Here is a 23,789-nt window from a genome sequence, read left to right as displayed (position 1 = left end):
ACCCTGAACTGGGTTGCGGTCTTCGGACCGCAACCCAATTTTTTCAGGCACCCGGTTCTTCATTCCTTTTCTAAGCAGGAGCTTGCATGTCCACATCGCGCATCCTCTTGGCCGGCGCGGCCATGGTCGCCACGACGCAGCATTTCGCCCTGGCGCAAGAGGCGCCCAAGGCGGATCTGGCGGCAGCCGAGGCCCGCGCAGCCGCCACGGCCAAGCAGATGACCCCGGACGAGAAGCTTCTGCTCACGCACGGCCCGATGGCCCTGCCCTTCTTCCCCGGCACCGTGATCCCCCCCGAAGCGGTGCCGGGCGCGGGCTACATCCCCGGAATTCCGCGGCTTGGCATTCCGGCCCTCACCGAGACCGACGCGTCGCTCGGCGTCGCCTGGGTCGGCGGCTTGCGCAAGGACGGAGCGACCGCGCTGCCATCGGGCCTTGCCCAGGCCGCGACGTGGAATCCCGACCTGCTCTATCGGGGCGGCGCGATGATCGGCGCGGAGGCGCGCGCCAAGGGGTTCAACGTGCTGCTGGCGGGCGGCGTCAACCTGATGCGCGATCCCCGCAACGGCCGCACGTTCGAGTATCTTGCGGAAGATCCGCTGCTCTCGGGCGAACTCGTCGGGGCGGCCATCCGCGGCATCCAGTCGAACCACATCATCAGCACGATCAAGCACTTCGCCCTGAACGGGCAGGAAACCGGGCGCAAGTACGTCGACGTCAAGATCTCGGAAGCTGCCGCACGCGAAAGCGATCTGCTCGCGTTCCAGATCGGCATCGAGCGAGGCCAGCCCGGCTCGGTCATGTGCGCCTACAACCGAGTCCATGGCGAGCAGGCCTGCGCCAGCGACTGGTTGCTCAACAAGGTTCTCAAGCAGTCGTGGGGCTGGAAGGGCTTCGTGATGTCCGACTGGGGCGCGGTCCCCGGGGTCGACGCCGCGATCAAGGGGCTCGACCAGCAATCGGGCGAACAGCTCGACAAGCAGGTGTTCTTCGGAGACCAGCTCAAGGCGAAGGCGTCAGGCGATCCCGCCTGGGCGGCGCGGCTCGACGACATGAACAAGCGCATCCTGACAGCCATCTACGCCGCAGGACTGGACAAGAACCCGGCGAAGCCCGGCGGCGCGATCGACTTCGCCGCGAACGCAAGGATCGCGCAGGAAACCGCGACGCAGGGCATCGTCCTGCTGAAGAATTCGGGCGCCCTGCCCCTCGCCAAGACGATCAAGTCGATCGCCGTCATCGGCGGTTATGCCGACACGGGCGTGGTGGCCGGGTCCGGTTCCAGCCTGGTGCACGACGCCAAGGGCCCTGCCGCCACCCGCTCGCTGGGCGACGACGGCCCGTTCGCGGCGCTGATGCAGCAGAGCTATCATGGCTCTGCCCCGCTGAAGGCGATCAAGGCCGCTGCACCGCAGGCGGCGATCACGTTCCGCGACGGGCGCTACATCGCCGACGCGGTGGAAAAGGCGAAGCAGGCCGAAGTCGCCATCGTGTTTGCCACCGAATGGCGGACGGAGGGCCTCGACCAGCCCGACCTGTCGCTTCCCGACGGCCAGGATGCGCTGATTGCCGCCGTGGCCGCGGCCAATCCCAGGACGATCGTCGTGCTCGAGACCGGCGGGCCGATCGCCATGCCGTGGCTGGGCAGCGTCGCGGGCGTGGTCGAAGCGTGGTATCCCGGCGCGCGAGGCGGCGATGCGATCGCCTCGGTCCTGTTCGGCGACGCCAATCCCGGCGGGCGCCTGCCGGTCACCTTCCCTGCCAGCGTCGCCCAGCTTCCGCGGCCAAAGCTCGACGGGAGCGACTGGGTCGAACCCAACTTCGCCGGTGATGCGGAGCCGGGCAAGGACAAGCTCGCGACCGACTACGACATCGAAGGTTCCGACGTCGGCTACCGGTGGTTCGCGCGAAAGGGAGCCACGCCGCTGTTCCCGTTCGGCTACGGGCTGAGCTACACCACGTTCGCGCGGAGCGGCCTCAAGGTCTCCGGCCTTTCGGCGAGCTTCACGCTCACCAACACGGGCAAGATCGCCGGGGACGATGTCGGGCAGGTCTACCTGGTGTCGCGCGGGGCCGAGGCAAAGCGCCGGCTGGTGGGCTTCCAGAGGGTCTCGATCGCGCCGGGCGCGTCGCGGACGGTGACCGTCAAGATCGATCCGCGCCTTCTTGCCGACTGGGAGGACGGCGGCTGGGACATGCCCGGCGGGGAATACGGCTTTGCCCTCGGCGCCAACGCGATGGAGCTTGGCCCGGTCGTCAAGGTACGGTTTGCCGCCCGCAGCTGGAAGGACGGACAATGACCGGCGAAGGCGTCAACCGTCGCGAAGCCCTCGGCCTTGTCGCGACCGGCGCGCTGGCGACGGCAGCGCCACCGGGCACGCGTGCGCCGCAATGGTACGCGTCGCGCGCGGAGATGCCGTAGCAGCGCATGACCTGACCGTGCCCGAACTGCAGCCGGCGACCGGAAACCTGTTCCCGATCAGTGCGCAGATCCGGGTGGACACCCCGCGCCAGACCATCGCTGGGTTCGGCGGCGCATTCGGCGAGAAAGGGTGGGAAGCGCTGTCCGCGCTGCCGGCGGCGAAGCGCGATGCGGCCATCGCGCTTCTGTTCGGCGATGACGGGTGCGCCTTCACGCAATGCCGTACGCCGATCGCGGTCGACGGGGACCTGCTCCGCTCAGCCGCGCCGCCAGGCGTGGTAGCGCTCGACGAAGCGGAGCAGTCCCTGCGGCGCATGGGCCCGGCGCCATTCGCCGGCAGCGAACTTGTTGGCTTCGATCATCGTCGGATAGGCGTGGATCGTGCTCATGATCTTCTTGAGACCGAGCTCGTGCTTCATCGCGAGGACGTATTCGCCGATCAGTTCGCCCGCGTGTTCGCCGACGATGGTGACGCCGAGAATGCGGTCCTTGCCCGGCACGCTCAACACCTTGACGAAGCCGGTCGTGGCGCCCTCCATGATCGCGCGTTCGAAGTGGTCGAGGTGATAGGTGGTGACTTCGTAAGGAATGCCCTGCGCCTTGGCCTCCCGCTCGTTGAGCCCCACCCGCGCGACTTCGGGATCGATGTAGGTCGTGCGCGGGATCACGCGGTAGTCGGCCTTGAACTTGCGGAATTGGCCAAACAGCGCGTTGACGGCGGCGTACCATGCCTGGTGCGAGGCGGTGTGCGTGAACTGGAAAGGCCCTGCTACGTCACCGGCCGCGAAGATGTTCGGAAACTCGGTGGCGAGATACTCGTCGGTAACGACCGTGCGTTCGGTCGCGATGCCGAGCTCCTCGAGACCATAGCCGGTCAGGCGAGCCTTGCGGCCGACCGCGACGATCAGCGCGTCGAACGCGATTGCACGCTCTCCCTGCGGTCCTTCGACGACGATCCGCCGCCCTTGCGCTGCACCATCGATGCGCAGCGCCTTGTGCCCGGTCAGGACCTCGATCCCGCTGCCTTCGAGCGCCGCCTTCGCGAGGTCCGAAACTTCGTCGTCTTCGCTCGCCAGCACCCGGTCGGTCATCTCGACCTGCGTGACCTTGCCGCCGAGCCGCGCCAGCGCCTGCGCCAGCTCGCAGCCGATCGCGCCACCACCCAGCACCACGATGCGCTCGGGCACGCGGTCCAGGTTCGCGAACGCGTCCCAGAGCGTATCGCTGGTAAGGTAGCCCGACTGCTCGATGCCGGGGAGCGGCGGCACCACCGGCTCGCCGCCCGCGGCGATGACGATCGAGCGGGTGGTGAGAATTTGCGTCGTGCCGTCGTTCCGCGCGATCTCCACCCGCCAGGGGTCCACGATCCGCGCATAGCCCTGGACCACGTCGACGCCGAGACCGGTGTAGCGCTCGACGCTGTCGTGCGGCTCGATTGCGGTGATCACGTCGCGGACCCGCGCCATCACCGCACGGAAATCGACCTCGGGCTCGCCGCCCGCGATGCCGAAGGCGCCGGCGTGACGGATCTGGTCGGCCACCCGCGCGCTCTTGATCAGCGCCTTGCTCGGCACGCAGCCATAGTTGAGGCAATCGCCGCCCATCTTGTGCGCCTCGACCAGCGTGACCTTGGCTTTGACGGTCGCGCCGATGATCGAGGTAACGAGGCCGGCCGCGCCGGCGCCGATCACCACCATGTTGCGGTCGTAGCGGCGCGGGCGGGTGAACCGCGCATAGATCCGCCGCCGCCTGATCGCCCCCATGATCGCCTTGCCCGCCCAGGGCAGCAATCCGAGCGCCGCGAACGACGCCAGCAGCGCAGGCGAGGCGACGTCCCGCAGGCTCGAAATCTCCGCCAACCGGGTTCCGGCGTTCACGTAGACGGCGGTGCCGAGCAGCATTCCCAGCTGGCTGACCCAGAAGAAGGTCCAGACCCGGATCGGAGTGAGGCCCATCGCCAGGTTGATCATGAAGAACGGGAAGATCGGCACCAGCCGCAGCGAAAACAGGTAGAACGCACCGTCTCGCTCGACCCCAGCGTTGAGCGCCTTCAACCGGTCCCCGAACCGCTTCTGCACGGCGTCGCGGAACAGGTAGCGCGACGACAGGAACGACAGCGTGGCGCCGATGGTCGATGCGAACGAGGAGAGCACGAGGCCCATGCCCAACCCGAAGATCGCGCCTGCCGCGAGCGTCAGGATCGCAGCGCCCGGAAACGATATCGCGGTCAACACTACGTAGAGCAGCACGAACAGCCCGGCGACCTGCACCGGCGATGCGTGGTAGGCCGCATCGATCGAACCTTGTTGCGCCTTGAGATTGGCGAGCGTGAGCATGTGCGCCACGTCGAAGTGGACGAACGCGGCGAGCGCCGCGGCCAGCGCGACGAGGATGGCCAAACGCTTCATTCTGCTGCTCCCCTGCTTTCGTTCGAAGGTTCGTCGCCCGAACGCGCGTAGTTGCGCGCCGCCTCGCCCAAGGCGTCGACGTGCTCGCCGAAGCGGGCGCAGGCGGGACAAACGACCGCGTGGATCCTGACCCGCAGCCGCTCCAGCCGCGTGAGCTCGCGCTCTCGTTGCTGCGAGAGCAGGAAGGTCGCGTCGTGGCAGTTCATGGGGTTTGCGCCTTTCGCGAGAACCAGCTCTTTTCCATGCAGTCGCGCAGCGCGAGCCGCGCGCGGTGCAGGATCACGTAGACATTCGCGGTCGTCAGCCCGAGCTCACTGCAGATGTCCTCCACCGCCAGTTCGACGACTTCGCGCATCAGGAAGACGCGGCCCTGCTGCGGCGGCAGGCAATTGAGGCAGGCGTCGAACACCTTGAGGAACTGGCGGCTGTGAATGGCCGCCTCGGGGTCTTCCCAGGCCGCGGGGCGCGCGGCGTTGCGCCAGACCCCGAAGCGGTTGAACAGGTCGGGCACCGGCTCGTCGTCGGCCAGCGGGGAAAGCTGGCTTTCGTTGACGGGTGCGCGCCGCCTTTGCCGCAGGATGTCGGCAACCTTGTTCTTGAGAATGGCGATGAGCCAGGTCTTGAGCGCGGCTTCGGCGCGGAACGCGCGCGCGTTGCGCAGCGCGCCAGCGATCGCTTCCTGCACCGCGTCCTCGGCTTCGTCGTCGTTGCCGAGCTGCATCCTGGCAAACCGCAGAAGGTCCGGACGCACCGCGCGCAGGAACTCGTCGCCGATGACGATGACCGTCGGCTGGCTCGCGGGCAGGGTGCGGGGGCTTACCTTGTCCATGCCGCCCCCGCCACGCCAAGGCCGAGCCGCGCATGGCGCTGGACGAACCTGCGGTCGATGCGCGACTTGAGACAGTTCGCCCAACGCCCCTCCATCACCGCCCGGCCCCACGACAGGATCGCCGAGCCATCGGCGGTCGCGATCAGGTAGAGGCTGTGGCGGCGCGGACGATAATGGCGCAGCGGAGCTTCGTCCCGTCGCGCCGCACGCCGGAGGTTCTCCGCGAGAACGGGTCCCGCCCGGACGGCATGGACACCCGATCGCGAAAGGTTGTGCGACAGGCGGTTGTCGACGCGGCCCGCGATGTCGCCCGCCGCGAATACGCAAGGCTGCGACACGCTGCGGAAGTCCGGCCCGACCGCGATGAAGCCGCCATCGTCGAGAGCGAGGCCCGATCCACGCAGCCAGCGCGGCGATCGGGGCCCTGTCGCCGCAATCACGCATGCCGCAGGGATCAGCCGTCCGTCTGCGAGAAGGACGCCGTCGGGCGTTCCGACGCCATAGCCGGTGACGATCTCGACCCGTGCGCGCTCGAGCCGCGTGCGCGCGAAATCTCCGGCGCGCGAAGCATGGCCCGGCAGCAAGCGGGGTTCGTCGGTCAACAGCACGACCGGCGCCGCGGTGCTTCCCGCCAGCGCCCGCTGCGCCGCCAGCGCCAGTTCGACGCCGGCCGCTCCGCCACCGACGACGACGATCCGCTGCCCGCGGCCGGCGCGCACGGCCGAGCGGACGGCAGGCCAGCGCGCGACGAAATCGTGCATCGGGCGGACCGGCAGCAGCCGTTCACCGAGCTCGGCCAGGCTCGACGTGTCGACGTCGCCGCCGGTCGCGACCGACAGCAGGTCGAAGGGCAGCGTCTCGCCGTCCTCGAGGACGACCGTGCGGTTTGCCGCATCCACTGCGCCCAGCGATGCGCGGATGAAACGGGCGCCGGCACGCGCCGCTAGCGGGGCGAGGTCGATGCGCATTCTCTCGAGCGGAACCGCGCCGGCGACCCAGCCCGGAATCATTCCCGAATAGAGCGCATGGCGTTCGCTGGAGACGAGGCAGGTTTCCATTCCCTGCGGAGGCCTCGCGATCCATTCGCGCAGCACGCCAAGGTGCGCGTGGCCACCCCCTGCAAGAAGCAGCTGCACGGGGCGCGTCGGCCTGTCCGGCGCCCGTTGCCACTGGCTGTATGTCGCTTGCCTGTGAGGCTGCATCGCCCTGGTGTCCCCCGATCCGTGCTAGCTTGGTCGCACCATCGGCGAAAACCTTACAGCGTTTTCGACATCGCGAACTTTTGTGGAGATCGGCTGCGTACGTGTAAGATTGCGCCGCGACGGCCGACCAAACGGACGCGAAGCCCGGGCCGATCGGTGGACCGGGGACAAGTCCGACGATGGAAGCACGATCGACGGCAAGCAGGAGGGGCATCAATGACCAGCAATACGACCGAAGCGAAATGGACCCGGCGGTTCAGCACCTGGGCGCGCGCGCTCGCCATCTCCGGTCTCGTCGTCGCCGGGGTCGGTCTGACCCTGGGGCGCTACGACATCATTCCCAAGATCGTCGGTTTCGGCGGCCTTGCGCTGGGCGCTTTGCTTGCGCTGCTGGCCTTCGTGCTCGGCCTGATCGGCCTCGTGCTCAACCTGCGGCGCCCGACGCCGACCCGCGGCCGCGCCATTCTCGCGCTGGTCCTGTCGGCGCCGTTCGTGGCGTTCATCGTGACGCGTCCGGCGATGTCGGGTTCGGTGCCGGCAATCCACGACATCACCACCGACCTTGCCAATCCGCCGCAGTTCACCAAGCTGCCGCTGCGGGCCGACAACCTGACCGGCGTCGGCACGGTCGACAACTGGCGCAAGCTCCACGCCGCCGCCTACGGCGATCTCAAGCCGGTTCGGATCGCCAAGGCGCCCGCGCAGGTGATCGCCGATGCGGCGCGGATCGCCAGGGAACAGGGCTGGGAGATCGCGCTCGAGGATTCGGCCGCGGGCAAGCTCGAGGCGACGGCGTCTGTTTCGTACATCCGCTTCCACGACGACATCGCGGTCCGCGCGGCGCCGGTCGATGGCGGGGCGGCCAGCCTTGTCGACGTGCGTTCGGTGAGCCGCATCGGCGTGTCCGACATGGGCGTCAACGCCAAGCGGATCCGCGCCTTCCTGGCCGAACTTCAGGGTTCCTGAGCGAACGTCGCGCGGGCGACGAGGGTGCGCTGCACCACCGTCGCCACGCACAGGGCGGCGTAGGCACAGGCGATCTGCGGAAAGCGGTCCGGCAGAAGGCACATCGCGACGAAGGCGGCGATCGTTTCGCTGCCTTCGGCAAGCCCCGTGTTGTAGAAGAAGCTCTTGCGCCCGTGCGCGCTGGTCTCGAGCCCGCGCTTGGCCGCGATCGTCGCGAAGGCAAGGAAGCTCGTCCCGGTCAGCGTGAAGCTGGCGATCAGCAGGACGGCGGGCAGCAGGTTCGCCGGCGATTGCACGGCAAATCCCACCGGAACGGCGACGTAGAACGCAAAGTCCACCACGATGTCGAGATAGCCGCCCCAGTCGGTGAGCCTCGTCGCCCGCGCGATCGCGCCGTCGAGGCCGTCGAGCAGGCGATTGGCGCAGACCAGCGCCAGCGCCAGCCCGGTGTGTCCGAGAGCGACGGCGACACCCGCGGCGAGCCCCACCGCCAGTCCGGCGAACGTCACCGCGTTGGCGGAAAGCCCGAGCGCAGCGAGCCACGCTCCCAAGCGGTTGAGCGGTGGGTCGATCAGCGGGCGCAGGCGGGCATCGAACATCTTCGCAGGCTTCCTATCCCGGCAGCGTGACCAGCCCGATCACCGCGCCGCACATGCCCGATGCGAGGTTGCCGGCCAGCCAGCTCTTCATGCCCAGCTGCGCCGCCTCGCGCCGCCGCTGCGGAGCGAGCGTGCCGATCGTCGTCACCAGCAGGCCAACGCTGGCAAGGTTGGCGACGCTGCACAAGGCGTAGGTCACGATCAGGGCGGTGCGTGACGAGAACGTCCCTGCAGGAACTTGTGCGAATTGCAGGTAGGCGACGTATTCGTTGAGGATGGTCTTCGTGCCCATCAGCGCGCCTGCCGCCCCCGCCTCGCGCCAGGGCACGCCGATCGCCCACATGAACGGGGCGAACAGCCATCCGAACAGCCGCCGCAGCGTGAGCGGCGCGCCCTCGACCAGCGGCAGGTTGGCGAGGATCTGGTCCGCGAGGTTGACCAGCGCGAAGATCACGATGATCGTCCCGATCACCGCCAGCACCAGTTGCACCCCTTCGGTGGTGCCGCGCAGGATGGCGTCCATCGTGTCGTCGTAGTGGACCTCGGGCTCGGCCGTGCTGCTGTCGCGTTCGCCCTCGGTTTCGGGGACCATCATGCGCGCGATGAGGATCGCCGCGGGCAGCGAGAGGAACGAGGCAACGATCATGTGCCCCACGGCATCGGGAAGGATCGGCGCGAGCGTCGTCGCGTAGAGCACCAGCAGGGCGCCAGAGATGTTGGCCATCGACAGCACCATGACCGCGAACAGCTCCGCGCGCGACATCGTCGCGCACCACGAGCGCACGATCAGCGGCGCCTCTACCACGCCGAGGAAGATGTTGGCGCCGGCGTTCAATCCGACCACGCCGGTCACGCCGAGCGTGCGACGCAGCACCCACGACAGCCCGTTGACCAGCCAGCGCAACACGCCCCAGTGCCAGAACAGCGCGGTGAGCGCCGAGAACACGATGATCAGCGGCAGCACCTGGAAGGCGATGACCATGGGCGGAGAAACGCCCGGCTTCAGGACGAAGGGAAGCTCCGCTCCGCCGAGGTAGCCGAACATGTAGGACGAGCCGGCCAGCGTCGCCTTCTCGATCGCGCTGACCCCGAGGTTGATCGCCTCCACCGCGCGCCAGACCAGCGGCACGCGGATGAACGCGAGGGCGATGACGATCTGCATCGCCAGCGCGCCGGCGATCCAGCGCCAACCGGGCATCGCCTGCCGGTTCTCGGACAGCCCCCAGGCAACGGCCAGGATCAGCGCAATGCCGACCAGCCCTTGTAGCTGCTGCACGATCGCCATCTCCTCGCTTCCCCCTTCACACCGCCGTCAGAACTTCCACGCCAGACCGAACTGGAACTGGCGCGGCGGCCCGGCATTGCGCTGAACGAAGGGCGCGCCCCCGCCAAACTGGATCTGGTTGGAGGTCGTTGCCGCATTGGCAAAGCCCGACTGGTTGTTCGTGTCGAGCACGTTGAACACATCCGCGCTCAATTCAAGCCGCCCGTCCAACACCGGAAGCGCATAGCGCAGACCGAGATCGATGGTCGCCGACCACGGCAGCCGCGCCGAATTGCGCTTCGCACCGGGGTAGCGATCCGAATTGCCGACGTAGTTCTCGCCGAACGAGGCACCGTCGCCATTGAGATCCTGCGTCCCGAAGATCCGGGCGTCGGGCACCAGGTTGACCGGCTGCCCCGACTGGAACAGCCCGGCGACACTGATGCTGAGACCTTCGAGCGGATAGAGATAGGCCACCGCCGAGATCACGTGCCGCCGATCATTCGCCGATGGCCCCCATTCGGTGCTGTAGTCGTTGGAATTGGCCGCGCGGAAGTTGATGTCGTCGGTGTCGTTGGTGAGCTTCGACAGGGTGTAGCTGATGCGGAAGGCGTAGGCGTCGTCGCCCTTCGCCTTGTCCAGTTGAAGGATCAGCGCCTTGTATTCGGATTCGCCCTTCGTCTCCGAGACGGTGATCTGCCGCGCTCCCCCGGCGACCAACGCGACCGGACGGGTGGCGTCGGCGTCGGCCTGGCTGCGCACCAGCCCGAGCGAGCGCGCGAGCGCGAACCGGCTCGCATTGTCGGGCTGCGCCTTGAGCAAGGCGATGTTGGCGTCGGTCAGTGCGGCAAGGTTCGGCGTGAACGGCGCGGGCGCGTTGAGATCGCGCAACCGCACCAGATTGTGCGAACGGCTGTAGATCACGTCGGCGCTCAGCGTCAGCGTGTCGCTCGCCTGCACCTGATAGCCGGCGCTCAGCTGCAGGCTCCACGGGCTGCGGTAGCCTTCGGGGTTGAGGATGCGCGCCTCGCCCAGCGTGGCGCTGTCACGCAGGGCCTGGACCCGCTCGGGACCGGGGCAGTCCGAGACGGTCGCGCAGGCGGGCGAGACCGCGAGGTTGCCGTCGAACGTCACCTTGCGAAGGTCGACCCCCGCCGGGACCAGCCCCTTGCCCTGCAACGCCCGCAGCTGCGACAGGAAACCGGGCGCCGTCGTGTTGCGCTGGAGCGCGTCGGATTTGACCGAGTATTGCAGCTTGCCGGTAAACAGCCCTGCCCCGAACCGCAGGGAGGATCGTGCGTCGGGCCGGTAGTTGAGCGCGAGCCGCGGCGCGAAGTTGTCGAGATCGGCCCCCTTCCCGCCCTTGCCCGTCAGGCTGTCGTAGTCCCAGCGCAGCCCGAGGGTGGCGGTGAGCCGCGGGGTGACCTGCCATTCGTCCTCGACATAGAGCCCGAGCAGGGTCTGCCCCGTGCCGAAGGCGCGCGGACGCAGCTCGACCGAATAGTTCGCGACCGCCGGATCGAGCGCGAGCACGTCCTGCGCGCTCAGGGCAAGGCCCTTGCCGCTGCCGGCGAGCGCGGCCACCTGCGCATCGGTCAGGTCGAGCGTGTAATTGCCCTGCGGATTGCCTCCGCCGAGCAGCGCGAAGTCCGAATGGATCAAGTCCGCGCCAAGGCTCAGCTTGTGCGCGTCGAGCTTGCGCTGAAGGCGGTGCGTGGTCTGCCAGGTCCTTTCCAGATCGTTGAACACGTAGCCCGGGTTGCCGAGTACGCCGATGGTCAGCCCGGAAGCGTCGCGGACGGTAACCTGGGGCCCCGCCTCACCCTTGGGCCGGGCATAGTCCCAGCGAAAGCGGCTGAACTGGACCGCGCCATCGTAGCTCCACGCCTCGCCCGCATAGCTTGCCGTTGCCGCAACAAGGGTCGAGAAGCGCCGCTGGTCGGATCCGGCCGAAGGGAACGTCACGTTGCCGCCGCCAAGGCTTCCGCCCGGCCTGTCCACGGTGACGCGACCGATATTGGCCCGCAGCCCCAGGGTCCAGTCGTCGGTCAGGCGATGGTCGATCCGCAGCGACCCGAGGATCGCCTCGTTGCGCCCCGTGACGTTGCCCACCGCGCCGAGCGCCGGCGCATCGACCACCTGGACGTTGCGGTCGCGGGTATATTCAAGATTGGCGTAGAAGAACGTGCGGTCGCGCGCGATTGGCCCCCCGATGCTGCCGCCTGCCTGGTAGCGCTCGAAGCTCTCGCCCACGGCGTTGCCGGTCAGGTCGCGGCGCGGATAGGGCGAGGCCGAATCCAGCGGCCGGCCCGGGCGGACCAGCGCATAAGCTTCGCCGTGGAAGTCGTTGCTGCCCGACGGCGAGGTGTAGTTGACCACCCCGTTCGCGGTGCGGCCGTAGGCCACCGAATAGGAGTTGGCGAGAACGCTGACGGTCCGCACGAAGCCCAGCGGAACCGGAAACTTGATGCCGCCGAGGAAATTCTCGTTGTTGTCGAGCCCGTCGAGCAGGTAGTTCGCATCGAGCCCGTTCGCCCCGTTGATCGAGATCGCAGGCGATTCCGCAAAGAACCCCGTCGAGGGCACGACATTGGGAAGGCGCACCAACGCGCCGAGGACGTCGCGCCCTTCGATCGGCAGCGCGACCAGTTCGCCATGATCCAGCGAGGCCGAGACTTCGGCGTCGACCGCATTGAGCCTGGTCACTGCGCGCTGCCCCTTGACCGTGATCGCGGCATCCCGGGTGGCGCTTGCGGGCGACAATCGCAGCGTCACGCTGCTGGTGGTGTTGGCGCGCAGCAGGATCTCGGCCGCGCCGTCGTCAGACCCGCCCGCCACGCGAACGCGATAACGCCCGGCGGTCGGGACGCCCTCCAGCCGCACCAGCCCTCGCGCATCGCTCCGCAGGATTCGGGAAAACCCGATGTCGGTGTTTTCGACGAGGACTTCGGTCCCTGCGAGCGGCGCGCCGGAGACCTCGTCGACCAGCGCGATCTGCACGCCGGCTTGCTGCGCCAAGGCCGGCACGGCGCCGCCGACTGCCAGTGCGCTGCACGCGATCGCGCGCAAAACCGGCGAACTGTTCCGCATTGCTTCCCCCCGAGACCGTATCGCGCATGCGCCGCACCATCCGCGGCCGTCATGCACTTGGTCGTAGCCGAACTCCGCTTCTTACACGGAAAAAGCGGATCGTCGCCTGCAACCGGCAGGCGATCGGCTGCGGCGCCAAGCCGACGAGCGGCGTCAGCGTTCGGTCACGTCGCGGTCCATCGGCGCCAGTTTCGCGAGAAAGCGGTTCTGCGCGGCGAACGGGACCTTGGCCTCGCGCATCGCCCGCTGGAGATTCTCGACCAGCGCGTTGAGATCGGCACGGGTGGTCCCGAGCCCCTTGTGCGAGGACTTCATGTCCCTGCCGGTGTAGGCGCAACCCGCGCCGAGCAGGAAGCAGAACTGCTCGAAAAGCGTGCGGCGCAGGCGGACCATGTCGTGGCTGCGGAAGATCGCCTCGATGCGCGGATCGCTGGTATTGAGATCGACGAACCGGTCGACGATCCGACGGATGCCGTCCTTGCCGCCGAACGCCCGGGCCATGGCGTCCCCGGAGAACGCGGAGCCTCCGGCATTGGCGGGCGACGATACATAGGGATCGACGGGAAATTCGCCGGTAACCGGATCGCGCACCTTCTTGGGCACGCCGAACTCCTTTTCCCAGTCGACCTTCGCCGGATCCTCGGGGGCGACCTGCGCGACCCCGGTTTCCGCTTCGGCAGCAGGCGCTGCGGCGGCAGGTTCGGGGGCTGCGGCAGCGGGGGCATCGCCGGCGGCGGCGAGGGCCAGGGCAAGGATGAAGGGCATCGCCATCTCCGTCAGATCGCCAGCTGGAGCGACAGCAACGCGCCGCGCTGGCCCTTGACGGTCGCCACCGATCCAACGTCGGCAAAGGCGGCAGTGACGGTCACGTTGCGCTTCACCGCCCACGCGACGAAGCCGTCGTAGGCATCGTTTTCCCGCGCGAACCGCAAGTTGTCGGGCCGGGTCCGGTATTCCGCGCCGACGACCAGCCGCGGCGTCAGCATGTAGGCGACCGAGCCTTCGAACTGCACCGAGCGCGCCGAGCGGCGCGGCCCTCCGAACCCGAGAAGGCCGAACTGGTTCGCCTTGGTCAGTCGCACGGTTGCGTCGGCGAGCACGCTTTTCGAAAGGAACAGCTTTGTCGCGCTGACGGTGAAGTCGGTTCCGCTGGCCGAGCCCGCTCCGACCGCCTTGACGATCGCCGGGTCGAGGCTGCGCTTGTGCTGCACGCCGATGCTGATCTGCGGGAGCAGCGCGGGGCCGTAGACGAGGTCGCCCGCGAGTTTCAGCTTGGCGGCGTAAATGTCCTGGTTGAAGCGGAAGCCTCTGCCGAGCCCGAGCGCGGCGCCGACCCTACGGGTGTCGAAGTTCTGCCGGGCGTAGGACAATTCGAGCCGGTCCTTGATCCCGATCGCCACGCCATGGCTCTGCCAGCCATAGTCGGGCAGCGCGATCCCGGTCACGTGGCCCGACAGGCCGATCCCCCGGTTCGTCTCCATCCCGGCGATCGTAGCCCAACTGGCGAGCCCCCCGCCGCTCGCGCCTTCGATGGACGAGATGCCTTGCGTCAGGACCAGCTTTCCACCGTCGACCAGGGCGTCGGCCCGTACCGGGGTGGCCGAGAGCAAGGCCAGCGCGATCGCGCCCCATTGGAGTACCAGGTGGACGACCGCGCCTACGCGAGCCCGCGCCTGAAGAAAGTCGCGCATCGAAAAGAGTACCGTGTTCGCCTGGACCCGGCGTGCGTTAACCGCGAAGCGTTAGAGACTCCTAAACAGGCGCAACGCGGCAGTTTCGAATATCTTAGCGATTTTGCCCCAATGCAGCGCTCATGCCTGCCACCTCCAAGCACCGAGTCCCGACGCTCGCCCTGCGGATTGCCGGTCTGGGCCTCGTCCCGCTTACCCTGTCGGCCGCGCCGCCCGCGGTGCTGCCGCTGCAGGTGGTGGATGCGGCCGGCCTGCCGGTGCGGGACGCGGTGATCGAGATCGCGCCGCCGCCCGGCGACACGCGCCGCCCCGCATTCCGCTGGCGCAATGCGATGGCGCAACGCGATCAGGCCTTCGTCCCCGGAACCTTGATCGTTCCGCGCGGCGCGGTCGTCGCATTCCCCAATCTCGATACCGTCCGCCACTCGATCTACAGCTTCTCCAAGCCGGGCCCGTTCAAGATCGATCTCTACGGCCACGACCAGACGAGAACCCAGCAATTCAAGGTCGCCGGATCGATCGCGCTGGGCTGCAACATCCACGACCAGATGCGCGGCTACATCCGCGTGACCGACACGCCCTATGCGGCGCTGACCGACCTCAACGGCCTTGCCCGGATCGAGGGCCTGGCCCCGGGCACCTATTCGGTCGTCGTGTGGCATCCGGCCATCCGCGGCGCGAACAACGAGTGGCGCGGCAGGCTGCAGCTCGATGCCGACAAGCGGGCGCGGATCGCCCTTGCACTGCGCGCGACGGGGGCGCGGTGACACGGCGGCAAGCCCGCAAGCGCAGCAGGGCGCGCAGCTGGCCGGTCGAGTTCGTCGGGCGCCGGTTCGACACGCTGGGCGGGCGCATCGCGTTGCTCTACGCCGCCCTGCTCGCCGGAGTCATGGCGGTCACCATCCTGGTCGCGGGATCGGGGATCAGCATCTTCGCACAGGAGGCTGCGCAGCGCGATCTCGCTGCGAGCGCGCGCGTGTTCGACCAGATCATCGCCACCCGACAGCGGCAGATGGCGCAAGCAGGCGAAGTCGTCGCGCGGGATTTCGGGTTCCGCGAAGCCCTTGCCACCGACGATGCCGCAACGCTCGCGTCCGCCCTGCAAAGCTTGCGCGACCGGGCCTCGGTCAGCGAAGTGGCGGTCGTGCGGCTGGACGGGAGCGTGATTGCTTCCGGCGCCGGACAGACCATCCGCGGAACCGCTTTGCTGCCACGCCTCGAAGACGGCGCGGACCGCGGCGTCGTCACCTTTGCCGGCACGCAGGCGCTGGCCGCCGCGGTTCCGATCCGCATGCCCGACCTCGCCGGCTGGCTGGTGCTGGTGAACACGCTCGGCCCACGCGACATGGAGCAGCTCGCGCGGCTCTCGGCCGTCCCCGTCGGAGCCCGGGTGGCCGACAAATCGTCGCTGCCGAAAGATCTCGCCACCGCTCCGCTTGGCGCGATTGCCCGGGTCGGGACTGCCAACGGCGACGCCCTCGTGCGGGTCTCTCCGATCGCGAGCCTCGAGGCCGGGCACAACCCGCGACTTGTCCTCACCCACTCGCTGGCCGCTTCGCTGGCGCGCTACAACGGCCTGCGGGCCGTCCTGCTACTGATCTGCCTCGTCGGCGTGCTTGCCGGTGCATGGGCGGCGATCCGGCTATCGCACGGGATCGCGAAACCGCTCAAGTCGCTCGCCGAGGCCGCCAAGGCCTACGGAGGCGGGGCCGTCGCCAAGGTCCGGGTAGAGGGCGCGATCGAGGTGCGCTCGCTCGCCGACAGCTTCAACGCGATGGTCGACGCGGTCGACGAACGCGAACAGCAGGTTCTCCACGCCTCGCTCCACGATCCACTGACCGACCTGCCAAACCGCCGCTTCTTCATCGAGAAGCTCGAGCGGGCGGTTTCGAGGCAAAACGAAGGCCACCGCACCTTCGTGGCGTTCATCGATGTCGACGATTTCAAGGCGATCAACGACACGATGGGCCACCCGGTCGGCGACCAGTTGCTCCGGCACGTCGCGCAATCGCTGCAGGAACGCTTTCCCGATGCCATGGTCGCCCGCTTCGGCGGGGACGAATTCGGCCTGCTCCTCGCAGGGCTCGATCCGGCCGAGGACTGCACCGTGCTCGCCCGTCGCCTCGAACTCACGCTAAACAGCGAGACCATGGTCGACGGGCGCACCGTGCTCATGTCCGCGAGCGTCGGCATCGCGATCGGCCCGCAGGACGGACACGGCGCCGATGCGCTGCTCAAGAGCGCCGACCTTGCGCTCTATCGCGCCAAGAGCGACGGCAAGGGCGCCTACCATTTCTTCGAGCCTGCGCTGGACGCTGCGGCGAGCAACCGCCGCCGCATGGAGATCGACCTGCGCCACGCGATCCGCGACGGCGAGTTCGAGCTTCATTTCCAGCCGTTGTTCTCGATTTCGCAGAACCGGGTGAAAGGGTTCGAGGCGCTGATGCGCTGGCCCCACCGCGAATTCGGGACGGTCAGCCCGGCGACCTTCATCCCCATCGCCGAGGAATCGGGCCTGATCGTGCAGATGGGCGAGTGGGCGGTGCGCGAAGCCTGCCGGCAAGCGGCGCTGTGGCCGGACGACATCTCGGTCGCAGTGAACATCTCTCCGCGCCAGCTCGCCTCGGAGGGACTGACGGCGTGCATTGCCCAGGCCCTGGTGCAGAGCGGCCTGCCCGCCTCGCGCCTCGAACTGGAGATTACCGAAAGCGTCTTCATCGGCAATGTCGAGAAGACGCTCAAAATCCTCCATTCGCTCCAGGCGCTCGGCGTCCGCGTCGCGCTCGACGACTTCGGCACGGGCTACTCCTCGCTCAGCTACTTGCGCTCGTTCCCGTTCGACAAGATCAAGATTGACCAGAGCTTCGTGCGCGCGCTCGAGGATGGCGGCAATGCGCACGCCATCGTCCGCGCCATCACCACGCTCGCCGACGCGCTGGGCATGGAGACCCTGGCCGAAGGGGTCGAGACGCAGGAACTGCTCGAAGCTTTGCGCAGCGAAGGCTGCGACATGATCCAGGGCTACCTGATCAGCCGCCCCATCCATGGGCGCGAGGTTGCTGATCTTCTCGCCACGCTCCACCCGCCTGCCGCGCGCGCGGCGAACGGCTGACAGCGCGCGCGGTCAGTCCGCAGCCGGCATCGTCGCCGCGCCGTCCATCGACCATCCGCCGCCCAGCGCCTGGTAAAGGCTGATGCGGGCGGCGAGCGCGTCGGCGCGCGTTTGGATCAGGGCCAACTCCGCGCTCAACAGGCCGCGCTGCGTATCGAGTTGCTCGAGCAGCGGCGAGTAGCCTTCTCGATAGCGGTTCGTCGCGAGGCGGTCGGCCTCGGCAAGCGCATCGCGCTGGCGCGTCTGGATCTGCACCTGGCGGTCGAGCGCTTCGACGGCAGCGAGGGCGTCGTTCACGTCGCGGAAGGCAGCGAGCGCCGCCTTGCGGTAGGCGAACGCGGCGGCATCGCGCTGCGCAGCGGCGGTTTCGGCGCCAGCGCGAAGCCGTCCGCCTTCGAACAACGGCGCAAGCACGCTGCCGCCCACCGACCACAGGCCGATCGGGCCATCGAGCAGCGAGGAAAAGGCGGCGCCGGCCGAGGCCGACAGCCGCACTTGCGGCAGGAAGCGCTTGCGCGCCGCCGCCAGATTGCTGTCGCTTGCAGCGAGCTGCCATTCGGCCTGGGCAACGTCGGGTCGCCGGCGCAGCAATTCGGACGGCATCGTGTCGGGCAAGGCAGGACTGGTCAGCGCCGCAAGCCCGGCCCCGCGCTCGATCGGCCCGGGCTGGGTCCCGACGAGCACACTCAATGCGTTTTCCTGCCGCGCGCGCGCCTGTTCGAGGGCCGGCACCAGCAGCAACGCCGACTGGTAGTCGACCTCGGCCTGCTGAAGTTCGAGCTTGGGCGAATAGCCGAACTGCACCCGCCGGGCGATCAGGTCGCGCGACCCCTTGCGGATCGCCGCCGTCCGCCGCGCGACCGCGAGCCGATCGTCGAGCGCCAGCAGCGTGACGTAAGCGCTGGCCGTGGCCGAGGCGACCGACAGGCGCGCTGCATCGCGCGCCGCCTGGCTGGCGAGCCAGGCCGAGCGCGCCGCGCTGACCTGATCGGACAGCCGGCCGAACAGGTCGAGCTCCCATGCCGCCTGAAGCTGGGGCTGCGCGGCCTGCTGCTCGACCGCCTGGCCGAACGGATTGATGCTGCGCGAATCCGCGCCGCTCGCCGCAGCGTCGAGCGTCGGCAGCAACGCCGACCGCGCGAGCGCCTGTTGCGCGCGCGCTTCGCGCACCCGTGCCGCCGCGATGGCGATGTCGGCATTGCGCGCGAGCGCCGCCTCGACCAGCGCCGTGAGCCGCGGATCGCCGAAGCTGCGCCACCATTGCGCGTCGATCGGCGCGCCCTGCCCGGGATCGACCCGCCAAGCCGCCGGCGGGACCACCGGCGCCACGGCAGCGGTCCGCACCGACGGTCCGGCACAGGCCGTGGCAAGCAGCGAAAGGACCAGCGCTCCGCCGATCGTGCTCCTCATCGCACGGTATCCACGCGCGCCTCGACCGACATGCCCGGTCGCAGCCGCCGCGCGAGCGGCTGGCCCGGGTCGAGCCGGATCCGCACCGCGATCCGCTGCGCCACCTTGACGAAATTGCCGGTCGCGTTGTCGGCCTTGAGCACCGCGAACTCCGACCCCGCCGCCGGCGCGATGTTCTCGACCCGCCCGGTCAGTTCCGCGCTGTCGAGCGCGTCGACGGTAAAGCGCGCCCGCTGCCCGACCGCCATCCGGCCCGTCTGCGCTTCCTTGAAGTTGGCGATGACCCAGACCTCGTCGGGAACCAGGAACAGCAATTGGGTGCCCGCCGTCACGAAGGCGCCGAGCCGCACGCCCACTTCCGACAGCTGGCCGTCCTCGGGGGCGCGGATCACCGTATTCTCGAGATCGACTTGCGCGGCGTGGAGTTGTGCGCGCGCGGCTTCGACGCTCGCGGCGAGTCCGCCACGGCCGACGAGCACGCTGCGAACGTCCTGCTCGCCCACACCGCGCGCAGCCTGCGCCTGGCGCACGGCCGCCTCGGCCGCCAGCAGCGCAGCGCGGGTCTGGTCGCGCTCGCGCTCGGAGATCGAACCGTCGCGGACCAGCGCGCTCGCGCGCTGCATGTCGGCCTGCGCCTTGGCGAGTTGCGCCTGCGCGCTCGCGACCGCCGCATCCTGTCCGCCGAGCGCGGCCTTGCGCGAGCGTTCGGACTGCTGCGAATTGGCGAGCGCGGCCTCCTGCGCCGCGAGGTTCGCGCGCGCCTGCTCGACCCTCGCGCGGTACTGGCGGTCGTCGATCCTTGCGATGACCTCGCCCTTGCGCACGCGGGCGAAGTCCTTGACGAGGACTTGCGTGACATAGCCGCTGACCTGCGGGCTGATCACGGTGACCTTGCCGCGGACATAGGCATTGTCGGTCGATTCCGACGCTCCGCCGAAGGGTGGCAGGTGCCAGGCATAGAGAACGGCGGCGACCGCACCGATCAGCGCCACCACGACCAGCGCAAGCCTCGCCCCGCTCGGGCGGGCCGGGCGCCAGCTGTCCGAAGGCGCCCCGCTCGTCACATCGGGCGGCGGTGCCGGTTGTGGGTTGCTGTTCGCGTCTGCCATTCAGGATGTCCTCGCAGGGGTGGAGGCCGCGCCATCGGCGGCAGCCTGTTGCTGCATGCGCTGCAGCGTGATGAGCGGCGATTCCTCGCCCGAGCGGCGGATGCGCCAGCGGACGAGGATCGACCAGATCACGGCAATGACCGCCAGCACGCCGATCAGCAGGAACACGTCGTTGAATGCCAGGATGTTGGCTTCGCGGCTCGCCTGCTGCGACAGCAACGCCGCGCCCTGGGCGTTGCGCAGGACCGGGTCGCCGACGGTCCGCGCGACCAGGCGCCCGCCTGCGGCGATCCGTGCCGGGACCTGGGGGTCGGTCATCACGATCGACTGGACGATTTCGGCCGAATGCGCCTTTTCCCGCACCACCTGGAACGTGCCGAGCAGGGCTCCGCCGACCAGCCCGCCGAGCGCCTGGCTCATGCTGAACAGGACGATGAAGCTGACGAAGTTGCGCGGCCCTGCCAGCAGTGTCCGGGCAAGACCGATGACCATCGCCTGGGCCAGGAACAGCACGCTGGCGAACCCGATCAGCGCCTGGCTCAGGTAGAAGTTCTCCGGCCGCGTGAGGTTCGTGGCGCTGGCGTCGAGAAACGCCCCCAGCGCGATCATCGCCAGCGAGACGGTGATCGGGCGCGCGACATTCGCGGGGTTGAGCGTGAGCAGCGCCGTCACGAGCCCCGCTATCGATGCGGCGATGATCACCAGGTTCAACCCGACCATCTGTTCGTTGGTCATGCCCACGACCGTGAGCAACCCGACGGACCCGACCGCCTGCTCGGACAGCAGCACGCGCACCGCCGCGGCAATCGCCATCAGCCGCACGATCTCGCGCGTGCCCAGCCAGCGGGTATTGATCAGCGGGTTGCGCCGGTAGTGCTCGAAAACGAAGGCACAGACCACCATCACCATGCCGGCGGCGAGCGCGTAACCCATCCACGCCCGCGCGGTCCACCACTCGATGCGGCCCTGGCTCAGCACCGCGATCAGCAGCGACATTCCCGGCACCAGCAGCATGATGCTGACGGCATCGCCGCGTTCGAACACTTTGGCCCGCTCGCTCGGCGGAAGCGGCAGCGCGACGATGGCGGCAAGGCAGGCAAGCGCAAGGCCGAGCTCGAACCAGTAGAGCATGTGCCAGTCGCCTGAAATCAGCAACGTCGGCGAGATCACCCGCGCCAAGGGCGTCGCGATCTGGGGAACGGTGATGCCGATCATCAGCCCCGCGAGGCGCTTGGCCGCCGGCATGGCCTGCATCAGGTAAAGCACGGTCAGCGACGACAGACCGCTGCCCGCAAGACCGCCCGCCGCCCGCACCGCGATCGCCGACCAGAAGCCGTGGACGAACAGGTGGAACACGGTCGCAACGACATAGATCGCCAGCATCCAGCGGATGAAGGGCTGGAGTCCGAACTGCTGCCGGTACTTGACCAGCACCAGGTTGGCCATGGTGTTGGTCATCAGGTAGGCCGCGGTCAGCCAGCTCGCTTCGTCCGGCCCGAGGCCCAGTGTCCCTTGCGCGAAAGGCAGGTTGACCGCGACGAGCGCATTGCCGAGCCCGCCCGCAAGGCCGATCAGGACGCCGATCGAGAAGTAGGCGAGGCGCCGGGCTTGCGGGTGGTCGGGATTGGCCGGGGACCCGGGCAGGGTCGGCCGCTCGTGAGGCTTGAATTGATAGTCCGCCGCCTGCGCCATGTCGTCCCGCGTCTTCCGCTTCCGCCCGACGCGCCATGGCATAGCAGCCACGCGACGGTCGCGCGCACTACTCTGAAGCCCGGTCAAGGTTCCCGCAAGCCGGGCGCCGCCAAGGGCGCGCGCGTGAGCGCAAGACCGCCGACGAGCCGGCAGCCGGGGGCCCGACCGCCGGCCGCGCGCCGCGTCGACGGGATGTCAGGCGAGCGCGTTCAACTGCGCCTCGAGCTCACCCAGGACCCGGTAGCAATCGAGCACCTTGAGCACCGAGGCATTGGGCTCGCGCTTTTCCCGGATCGCGGCGACAAATTCGCGGTCCTGCAGCTCGATGCCGTTCATCGAGAGATCGACCTTGCTGACGTCGATCGGCTCTTCCTTGCCGTTCACGAGATCGTCGTAGCGCGCGATGTAAGTGCCGGTATCGCCGATGTAGCGGAAGAACGAGCCCAGCGGGCCATCGTTGTTGAACGACAGCGACAGCGTACAGATCGCTCCGCTTTCGCTCAGCAACTGGATCGACATGTCCATCGCGATGCCCAGCTCGGGATGCATCGGTCCCTGGAGAACGTTGGCCTTGACGATCCTTCCAGCCTGGTACGCGAACAGGTCGACCGTGTGCGCAGCATGGTGCCACAGCAGGTGGTCCGTCCACGAACGCGGCTCGCCCTTCGCGTTGATGTTCTTGCGGCGGAAGAAATAGGTCTGGACGTCCATCTGCTGGAGCGCCAGCTCGCCGGCGACGATCTTGTTGTGGACGTACTGGTGGCTCGGGTTGAAGCGGCGGGTGTGCCCGACCATGCAGGTAAGGCCGGTCTCCCGCGCCTTGGCAGCGACCGCCTCGGCATCCGCCCAGCTGTCGGCCAGCGGGATCTCCACCTGCACGTGCTTGCCCGCCTCCATGCAGGCGATCGCCTGCGCGGCGTGCATCTGCGTCGGGGTGCACAGGATGACCGCATCGACGTCGTCGCGCGCCAGCGCATCGGCCAGCTCGGTCGACGAATGCTTCGCGCCGTACTTGGCGGCGACAGCGGCGGCCTGCTCGCCGGTGCGGCTGATGATCGAGACGATCTCGACCCCGTCGATCTTGGCGAGGCCGTCGAGGTGCTTCTCGCCGAAGGCGCCAGCCCCGGCGAGGGCGATGCGGACAGGTTGGGTCATTCTACTGGCTCCAGAACGAGGTGGCCGATGGCCGTGTTGCTGCAAGGGATGTGGTAGTGACGGTGCAGGCAGCGGGTTTCGCGCCCGAGCGCACCGCGCATGATCAGCCACATCACCATTTCGATGCCTTCGCTGCCGGTTTCGCGCAGGTATTCGATGTGCGGGATCGCCCGCGCCTCCTGGCTGTCACCCACCAGCAGGTCCATGAAGCGGTTGTCCCATTCGCGGTTGAGCAGCCCGGCGCGCGGTCCCTGGAGCTGGTGGCTCATGCCGCCCGTGCCCCAGACCTGTACATTGAGGTCGTCCGGAAAGCTTGCGACCGCGCGTCGGATCGCTTCGCCCAGCGCCCAGCAGCGGTTGCCCGACGGGACCGGATAGGTCACCACGTTGACGGCAAGTGGAATGACCTTGACCGGCCACTTGTCCGGCTGGCCGAACATCATCGACAGCGGTACGGTCAGGCCATGATCGACGTCCATCTCGTTGATGATCGTCATGTCGAAATCATCGAGGATCAGGCTTTGCGCGATATGCCAGGCAAGGTCGGCGTGGCCTTCTACGTCTGGCACGGGCCGCGGCCCCCAGCCCTCGTCGGCCGGCTTGTAGCGCTCGCCGCAGCCGATCGCGAATGTCGGGATAATGTTGGCGTCGAAGGCCGAGGCGTGATCGTTGTAGACCAGCACCACCACGTCCGGCTTCTGCTCGGCCTCCCAAGCCCTGGTCCATTCATACCCGGCGAAGATCGGTCCGAAGTAGGCGTCGCCGCTCTTGCCCTGGTCGACTGCGACGCCCAGCAGCGGCACATGGCTCGATCCCACGCCGGCCGTAATGCGCGCCATG

Annotated in this window: 19 protein-coding genes; 5 read left to right on the top strand and 14 right to left on the bottom strand. The window is 68.5% G+C overall.

Annotated elements, in window-relative coordinates; translation table 11 throughout:
• Nucleotides 1-86: 86 nt before the first annotated feature.
• Nucleotides 87-2,300 carry a beta-glucosidase family protein gene (locus tag K3A85_RS08665; protein WP_225206117.1) on the top strand — a complete coding sequence of 738 codons (2,214 nt, stop codon included), beginning with the start codon at nt 87-89 and terminating at the stop codon, nt 2,298-2,300.
• Nucleotides 2,297-2,422: a hypothetical protein gene (locus tag K3A85_RS18010; RefSeq protein ID WP_263624781.1), complete on the top strand. Its 126-nt coding sequence runs from the start codon at nt 2,297-2,299 to the stop codon at nt 2,420-2,422. The genes K3A85_RS08665 and K3A85_RS18010 overlap by 4 nt, the downstream gene beginning before the upstream one ends.
• A 257-nt stretch (nt 2,423-2,679) precedes the next feature.
• On the opposite strand, the gene K3A85_RS08660 is transcribed toward K3A85_RS18010, so the two are convergent.
• The 4 genes from K3A85_RS08660 to K3A85_RS08645 are packed head-to-tail and all read right to left on the bottom strand — an operon-like array spanning nt 2,680 to nt 6,795.
• Nucleotides 2,680-4,830, bottom strand: coding sequence for an FAD-dependent oxidoreductase (locus tag K3A85_RS08660; protein ID WP_225206116.1), 2,151 nt, complete (start codon nt 4,828-4,830; stop codon nt 2,680-2,682).
• Nucleotides 4,827-5,036: an anti-sigma factor family protein gene (locus tag K3A85_RS08655; RefSeq protein ID WP_225206115.1), complete on the bottom strand. Its 210-nt coding sequence runs from the start codon at nt 5,034-5,036 to the stop codon at nt 4,827-4,829. Before K3A85_RS08655 ends, K3A85_RS08660 begins: the two co-directional genes overlap by 4 nt.
• Nucleotides 5,033-5,659 (bottom strand): sigma-70 family RNA polymerase sigma factor, encoded by a 627-nt coding sequence (locus K3A85_RS08650; RefSeq protein WP_225206114.1) that lies wholly within the window; start codon nt 5,657-5,659, stop codon nt 5,033-5,035. Before K3A85_RS08650 ends, K3A85_RS08655 begins: the two co-directional genes overlap by 4 nt.
• Nucleotides 5,647-6,795, bottom strand: coding sequence for an FAD-dependent oxidoreductase (locus K3A85_RS08645; RefSeq protein WP_225206113.1), 1,149 nt, complete (start codon nt 6,793-6,795; stop codon nt 5,647-5,649). Before K3A85_RS08645 ends, K3A85_RS08650 begins: the two co-directional genes overlap by 13 nt.
• 282 nt (nt 6,796-7,077) lie before the next feature.
• Between K3A85_RS08645 and K3A85_RS08640 the strand changes: the two genes are divergently transcribed.
• Nucleotides 7,078-7,827: a DUF1499 domain-containing protein gene (locus K3A85_RS08640; protein WP_225206112.1), complete on the top strand. Its 750-nt coding sequence runs from the start codon at nt 7,078-7,080 to the stop codon at nt 7,825-7,827.
• On the opposite strand, the gene K3A85_RS08635 is transcribed toward K3A85_RS08640, so the two are convergent.
• The 5 genes from K3A85_RS08635 to K3A85_RS08615 form a co-directional block, all read right to left on the bottom strand.
• Nucleotides 7,815-8,426, bottom strand: a complete 612-nt coding sequence (locus K3A85_RS08635) for a CDP-alcohol phosphatidyltransferase family protein (protein WP_225206111.1) — start codon at nt 8,424-8,426, stop codon at nt 7,815-7,817. The two genes, K3A85_RS08640 and K3A85_RS08635, sit on opposite strands and share 13 nt — an antisense overlap.
• Before the next feature lie 13 nt (nt 8,427-8,439).
• Nucleotides 8,440-9,711 (bottom strand): NupC/NupG family nucleoside CNT transporter, encoded by a 1,272-nt coding sequence (locus K3A85_RS08630; RefSeq protein WP_225206110.1) that lies wholly within the window; start codon nt 9,709-9,711, stop codon nt 8,440-8,442.
• A gap of 27 nt (nt 9,712-9,738) precedes the next feature.
• Nucleotides 9,739-12,717 (bottom strand): TonB-dependent receptor domain-containing protein, encoded by a 2,979-nt coding sequence (locus tag K3A85_RS08625; RefSeq protein ID WP_225206109.1) that lies wholly within the window; start codon nt 12,715-12,717, stop codon nt 9,739-9,741.
• Nucleotides 12,718-12,933: 216 nt separating this feature from the next.
• Nucleotides 12,934-13,545, bottom strand: coding sequence for a group I truncated hemoglobin (locus K3A85_RS08620; RefSeq protein ID WP_263624779.1), 612 nt, complete (start codon nt 13,543-13,545; stop codon nt 12,934-12,936).
• Between the two features lie 11 nt (nt 13,546-13,556).
• A complete protein-coding gene (locus K3A85_RS08615) occupies nt 13,557-14,471 on the bottom strand; it encodes a DUF3034 family protein (protein ID WP_225206108.1) in 915 nt (304 codons plus the stop codon).
• A 122-nt stretch (nt 14,472-14,593) separates the two neighbouring features.
• On the opposite strand from K3A85_RS08615, the gene K3A85_RS08610 reads away from it, so the two are divergent.
• A complete protein-coding gene (locus tag K3A85_RS08610; protein ID WP_225206107.1) occupies nt 14,594-15,238 on the top strand; it encodes a carboxypeptidase regulatory-like domain-containing protein in 645 nt (214 codons plus the stop codon).
• Entirely contained in the window at nt 15,235-17,583 is a 2,349-nt protein-coding gene (locus tag K3A85_RS08605; RefSeq protein ID WP_225206106.1) for a putative bifunctional diguanylate cyclase/phosphodiesterase, read from the top strand. Before K3A85_RS08610 ends, K3A85_RS08605 begins: the two co-directional genes overlap by 4 nt.
• A gap of 12 nt (nt 17,584-17,595) precedes the next feature.
• Here the strand turns inward: K3A85_RS08605 and K3A85_RS08600 are convergent, their stop codons facing one another.
• The 5 genes from K3A85_RS08600 to K3A85_RS08580 all read right to left on the bottom strand — a co-directional run bounded on the left by K3A85_RS08600 (nt 17,596) and on the right by K3A85_RS08580 (nt 23,788).
• Nucleotides 17,596-18,993, bottom strand: coding sequence for an efflux transporter outer membrane subunit (locus K3A85_RS08600; RefSeq protein ID WP_225206105.1), 1,398 nt, complete (start codon nt 18,991-18,993; stop codon nt 17,596-17,598).
• Nucleotides 18,990-20,102, bottom strand: coding sequence for an HlyD family secretion protein (locus tag K3A85_RS08595; RefSeq protein WP_225206104.1), 1,113 nt, complete (start codon nt 20,100-20,102; stop codon nt 18,990-18,992). The genes K3A85_RS08600 and K3A85_RS08595 overlap by 4 nt, the downstream gene beginning before the upstream one ends.
• Nucleotides 20,103-21,794, bottom strand: a complete 1,692-nt coding sequence (locus K3A85_RS08590) for an MFS transporter (protein ID WP_225206103.1) — start codon at nt 21,792-21,794, stop codon at nt 20,103-20,105. It lies immediately after the preceding gene.
• 195 nt (nt 21,795-21,989) lie between these two features.
• On the bottom strand, nt 21,990-22,949 hold the full coding sequence (locus K3A85_RS08585; protein ID WP_225206102.1) for a Gfo/Idh/MocA family oxidoreductase: 960 nt from the start codon (nt 22,947-22,949) through the stop codon (nt 21,990-21,992).
• Nucleotides 22,946-23,788, bottom strand: a complete 843-nt coding sequence (locus K3A85_RS08580) for a class III extradiol dioxygenase subunit beta (protein ID WP_225206101.1) — start codon at nt 23,786-23,788, stop codon at nt 22,946-22,948. The genes K3A85_RS08585 and K3A85_RS08580 overlap by 4 nt, the downstream gene beginning before the upstream one ends.
• Nucleotide 23,789 lies beyond the last annotated feature (1 nt).

Origin of the sequence: Novosphingobium huizhouense (assembly GCF_020179475.1) — a bacterium.
Classification (GTDB): domain Bacteria; phylum Pseudomonadota; class Alphaproteobacteria; order Sphingomonadales; family Sphingomonadaceae; genus Novosphingobium; species Novosphingobium huizhouense.
Note: the sequence above shows the minus strand (reverse complement) of the source record. Positions and strands in the feature narration are given on the sequence as shown.

What these genes read in the sequence shown, in the direction of transcription:
- K3A85_RS08665 (WP_225206117.1), top strand. Translation starts at nt 87, where the DNA reads ATGTCCACATCGCGCATCCTCTTGGCCGGCGCGGCCATGGTCGCCACG.
- K3A85_RS18010 (WP_263624781.1), top strand. Translation starts at nt 2,297, where the DNA reads ATGACCGGCGAAGGCGTCAACCGTCGCGAAGCCCTCGGCCTTGTCGCG.
- K3A85_RS08660 (WP_225206116.1), bottom strand. Translation starts at nt 4,830, where the DNA reads ATGAAGCGTTTGGCCATCCTCGTCGCGCTGGCCGCGGCGCTCGCCGCG.
- K3A85_RS08655 (WP_225206115.1), bottom strand. Translation starts at nt 5,036, where the DNA reads ATGAACTGCCACGACGCGACCTTCCTGCTCTCGCAGCAACGAGAGCGC.
- K3A85_RS08650 (WP_225206114.1), bottom strand. Translation starts at nt 5,659, where the DNA reads ATGGACAAGGTAAGCCCCCGCACCCTGCCCGCGAGCCAGCCGACGGTC.
- K3A85_RS08640 (WP_225206112.1), top strand. Translation starts at nt 7,078, where the DNA reads ATGACCAGCAATACGACCGAAGCGAAATGGACCCGGCGGTTCAGCACC.
- K3A85_RS08635 (WP_225206111.1), bottom strand. Translation starts at nt 8,426, where the DNA reads ATGTTCGATGCCCGCCTGCGCCCGCTGATCGACCCACCGCTCAACCGC.
- K3A85_RS08630 (WP_225206110.1), bottom strand. Translation starts at nt 9,711, where the DNA reads ATGGCGATCGTGCAGCAGCTACAAGGGCTGGTCGGCATTGCGCTGATC.
- K3A85_RS08620 (WP_263624779.1), bottom strand. Translation starts at nt 13,545, where the DNA reads ATGCCCTTCATCCTTGCCCTGGCCCTCGCCGCCGCCGGCGATGCCCCC.
- K3A85_RS08615 (WP_225206108.1), bottom strand. Translation starts at nt 14,471, where the DNA reads ATGCGCGACTTTCTTCAGGCGCGGGCTCGCGTAGGCGCGGTCGTCCAC.
- K3A85_RS08610 (WP_225206107.1), top strand. Translation starts at nt 14,594, where the DNA reads ATGCCTGCCACCTCCAAGCACCGAGTCCCGACGCTCGCCCTGCGGATT.
- K3A85_RS08600 (WP_225206105.1), bottom strand. Translation starts at nt 18,993, where the DNA reads ATGAGGAGCACGATCGGCGGAGCGCTGGTCCTTTCGCTGCTTGCCACG.
- K3A85_RS08595 (WP_225206104.1), bottom strand. Translation starts at nt 20,102, where the DNA reads ATGGCAGACGCGAACAGCAACCCACAACCGGCACCGCCGCCCGATGTG.
- K3A85_RS08590 (WP_225206103.1), bottom strand. Translation starts at nt 21,794, where the DNA reads ATGGCGCAGGCGGCGGACTATCAATTCAAGCCTCACGAGCGGCCGACC.
- K3A85_RS08585 (WP_225206102.1), bottom strand. Translation starts at nt 22,949, where the DNA reads ATGACCCAACCTGTCCGCATCGCCCTCGCCGGGGCTGGCGCCTTCGGC.
- K3A85_RS08580 (WP_225206101.1), bottom strand. Translation starts at nt 23,788, where the DNA reads ATGGCGCGCATTACGGCCGGCGTGGGATCGAGCCATGTGCCGCTGCTG.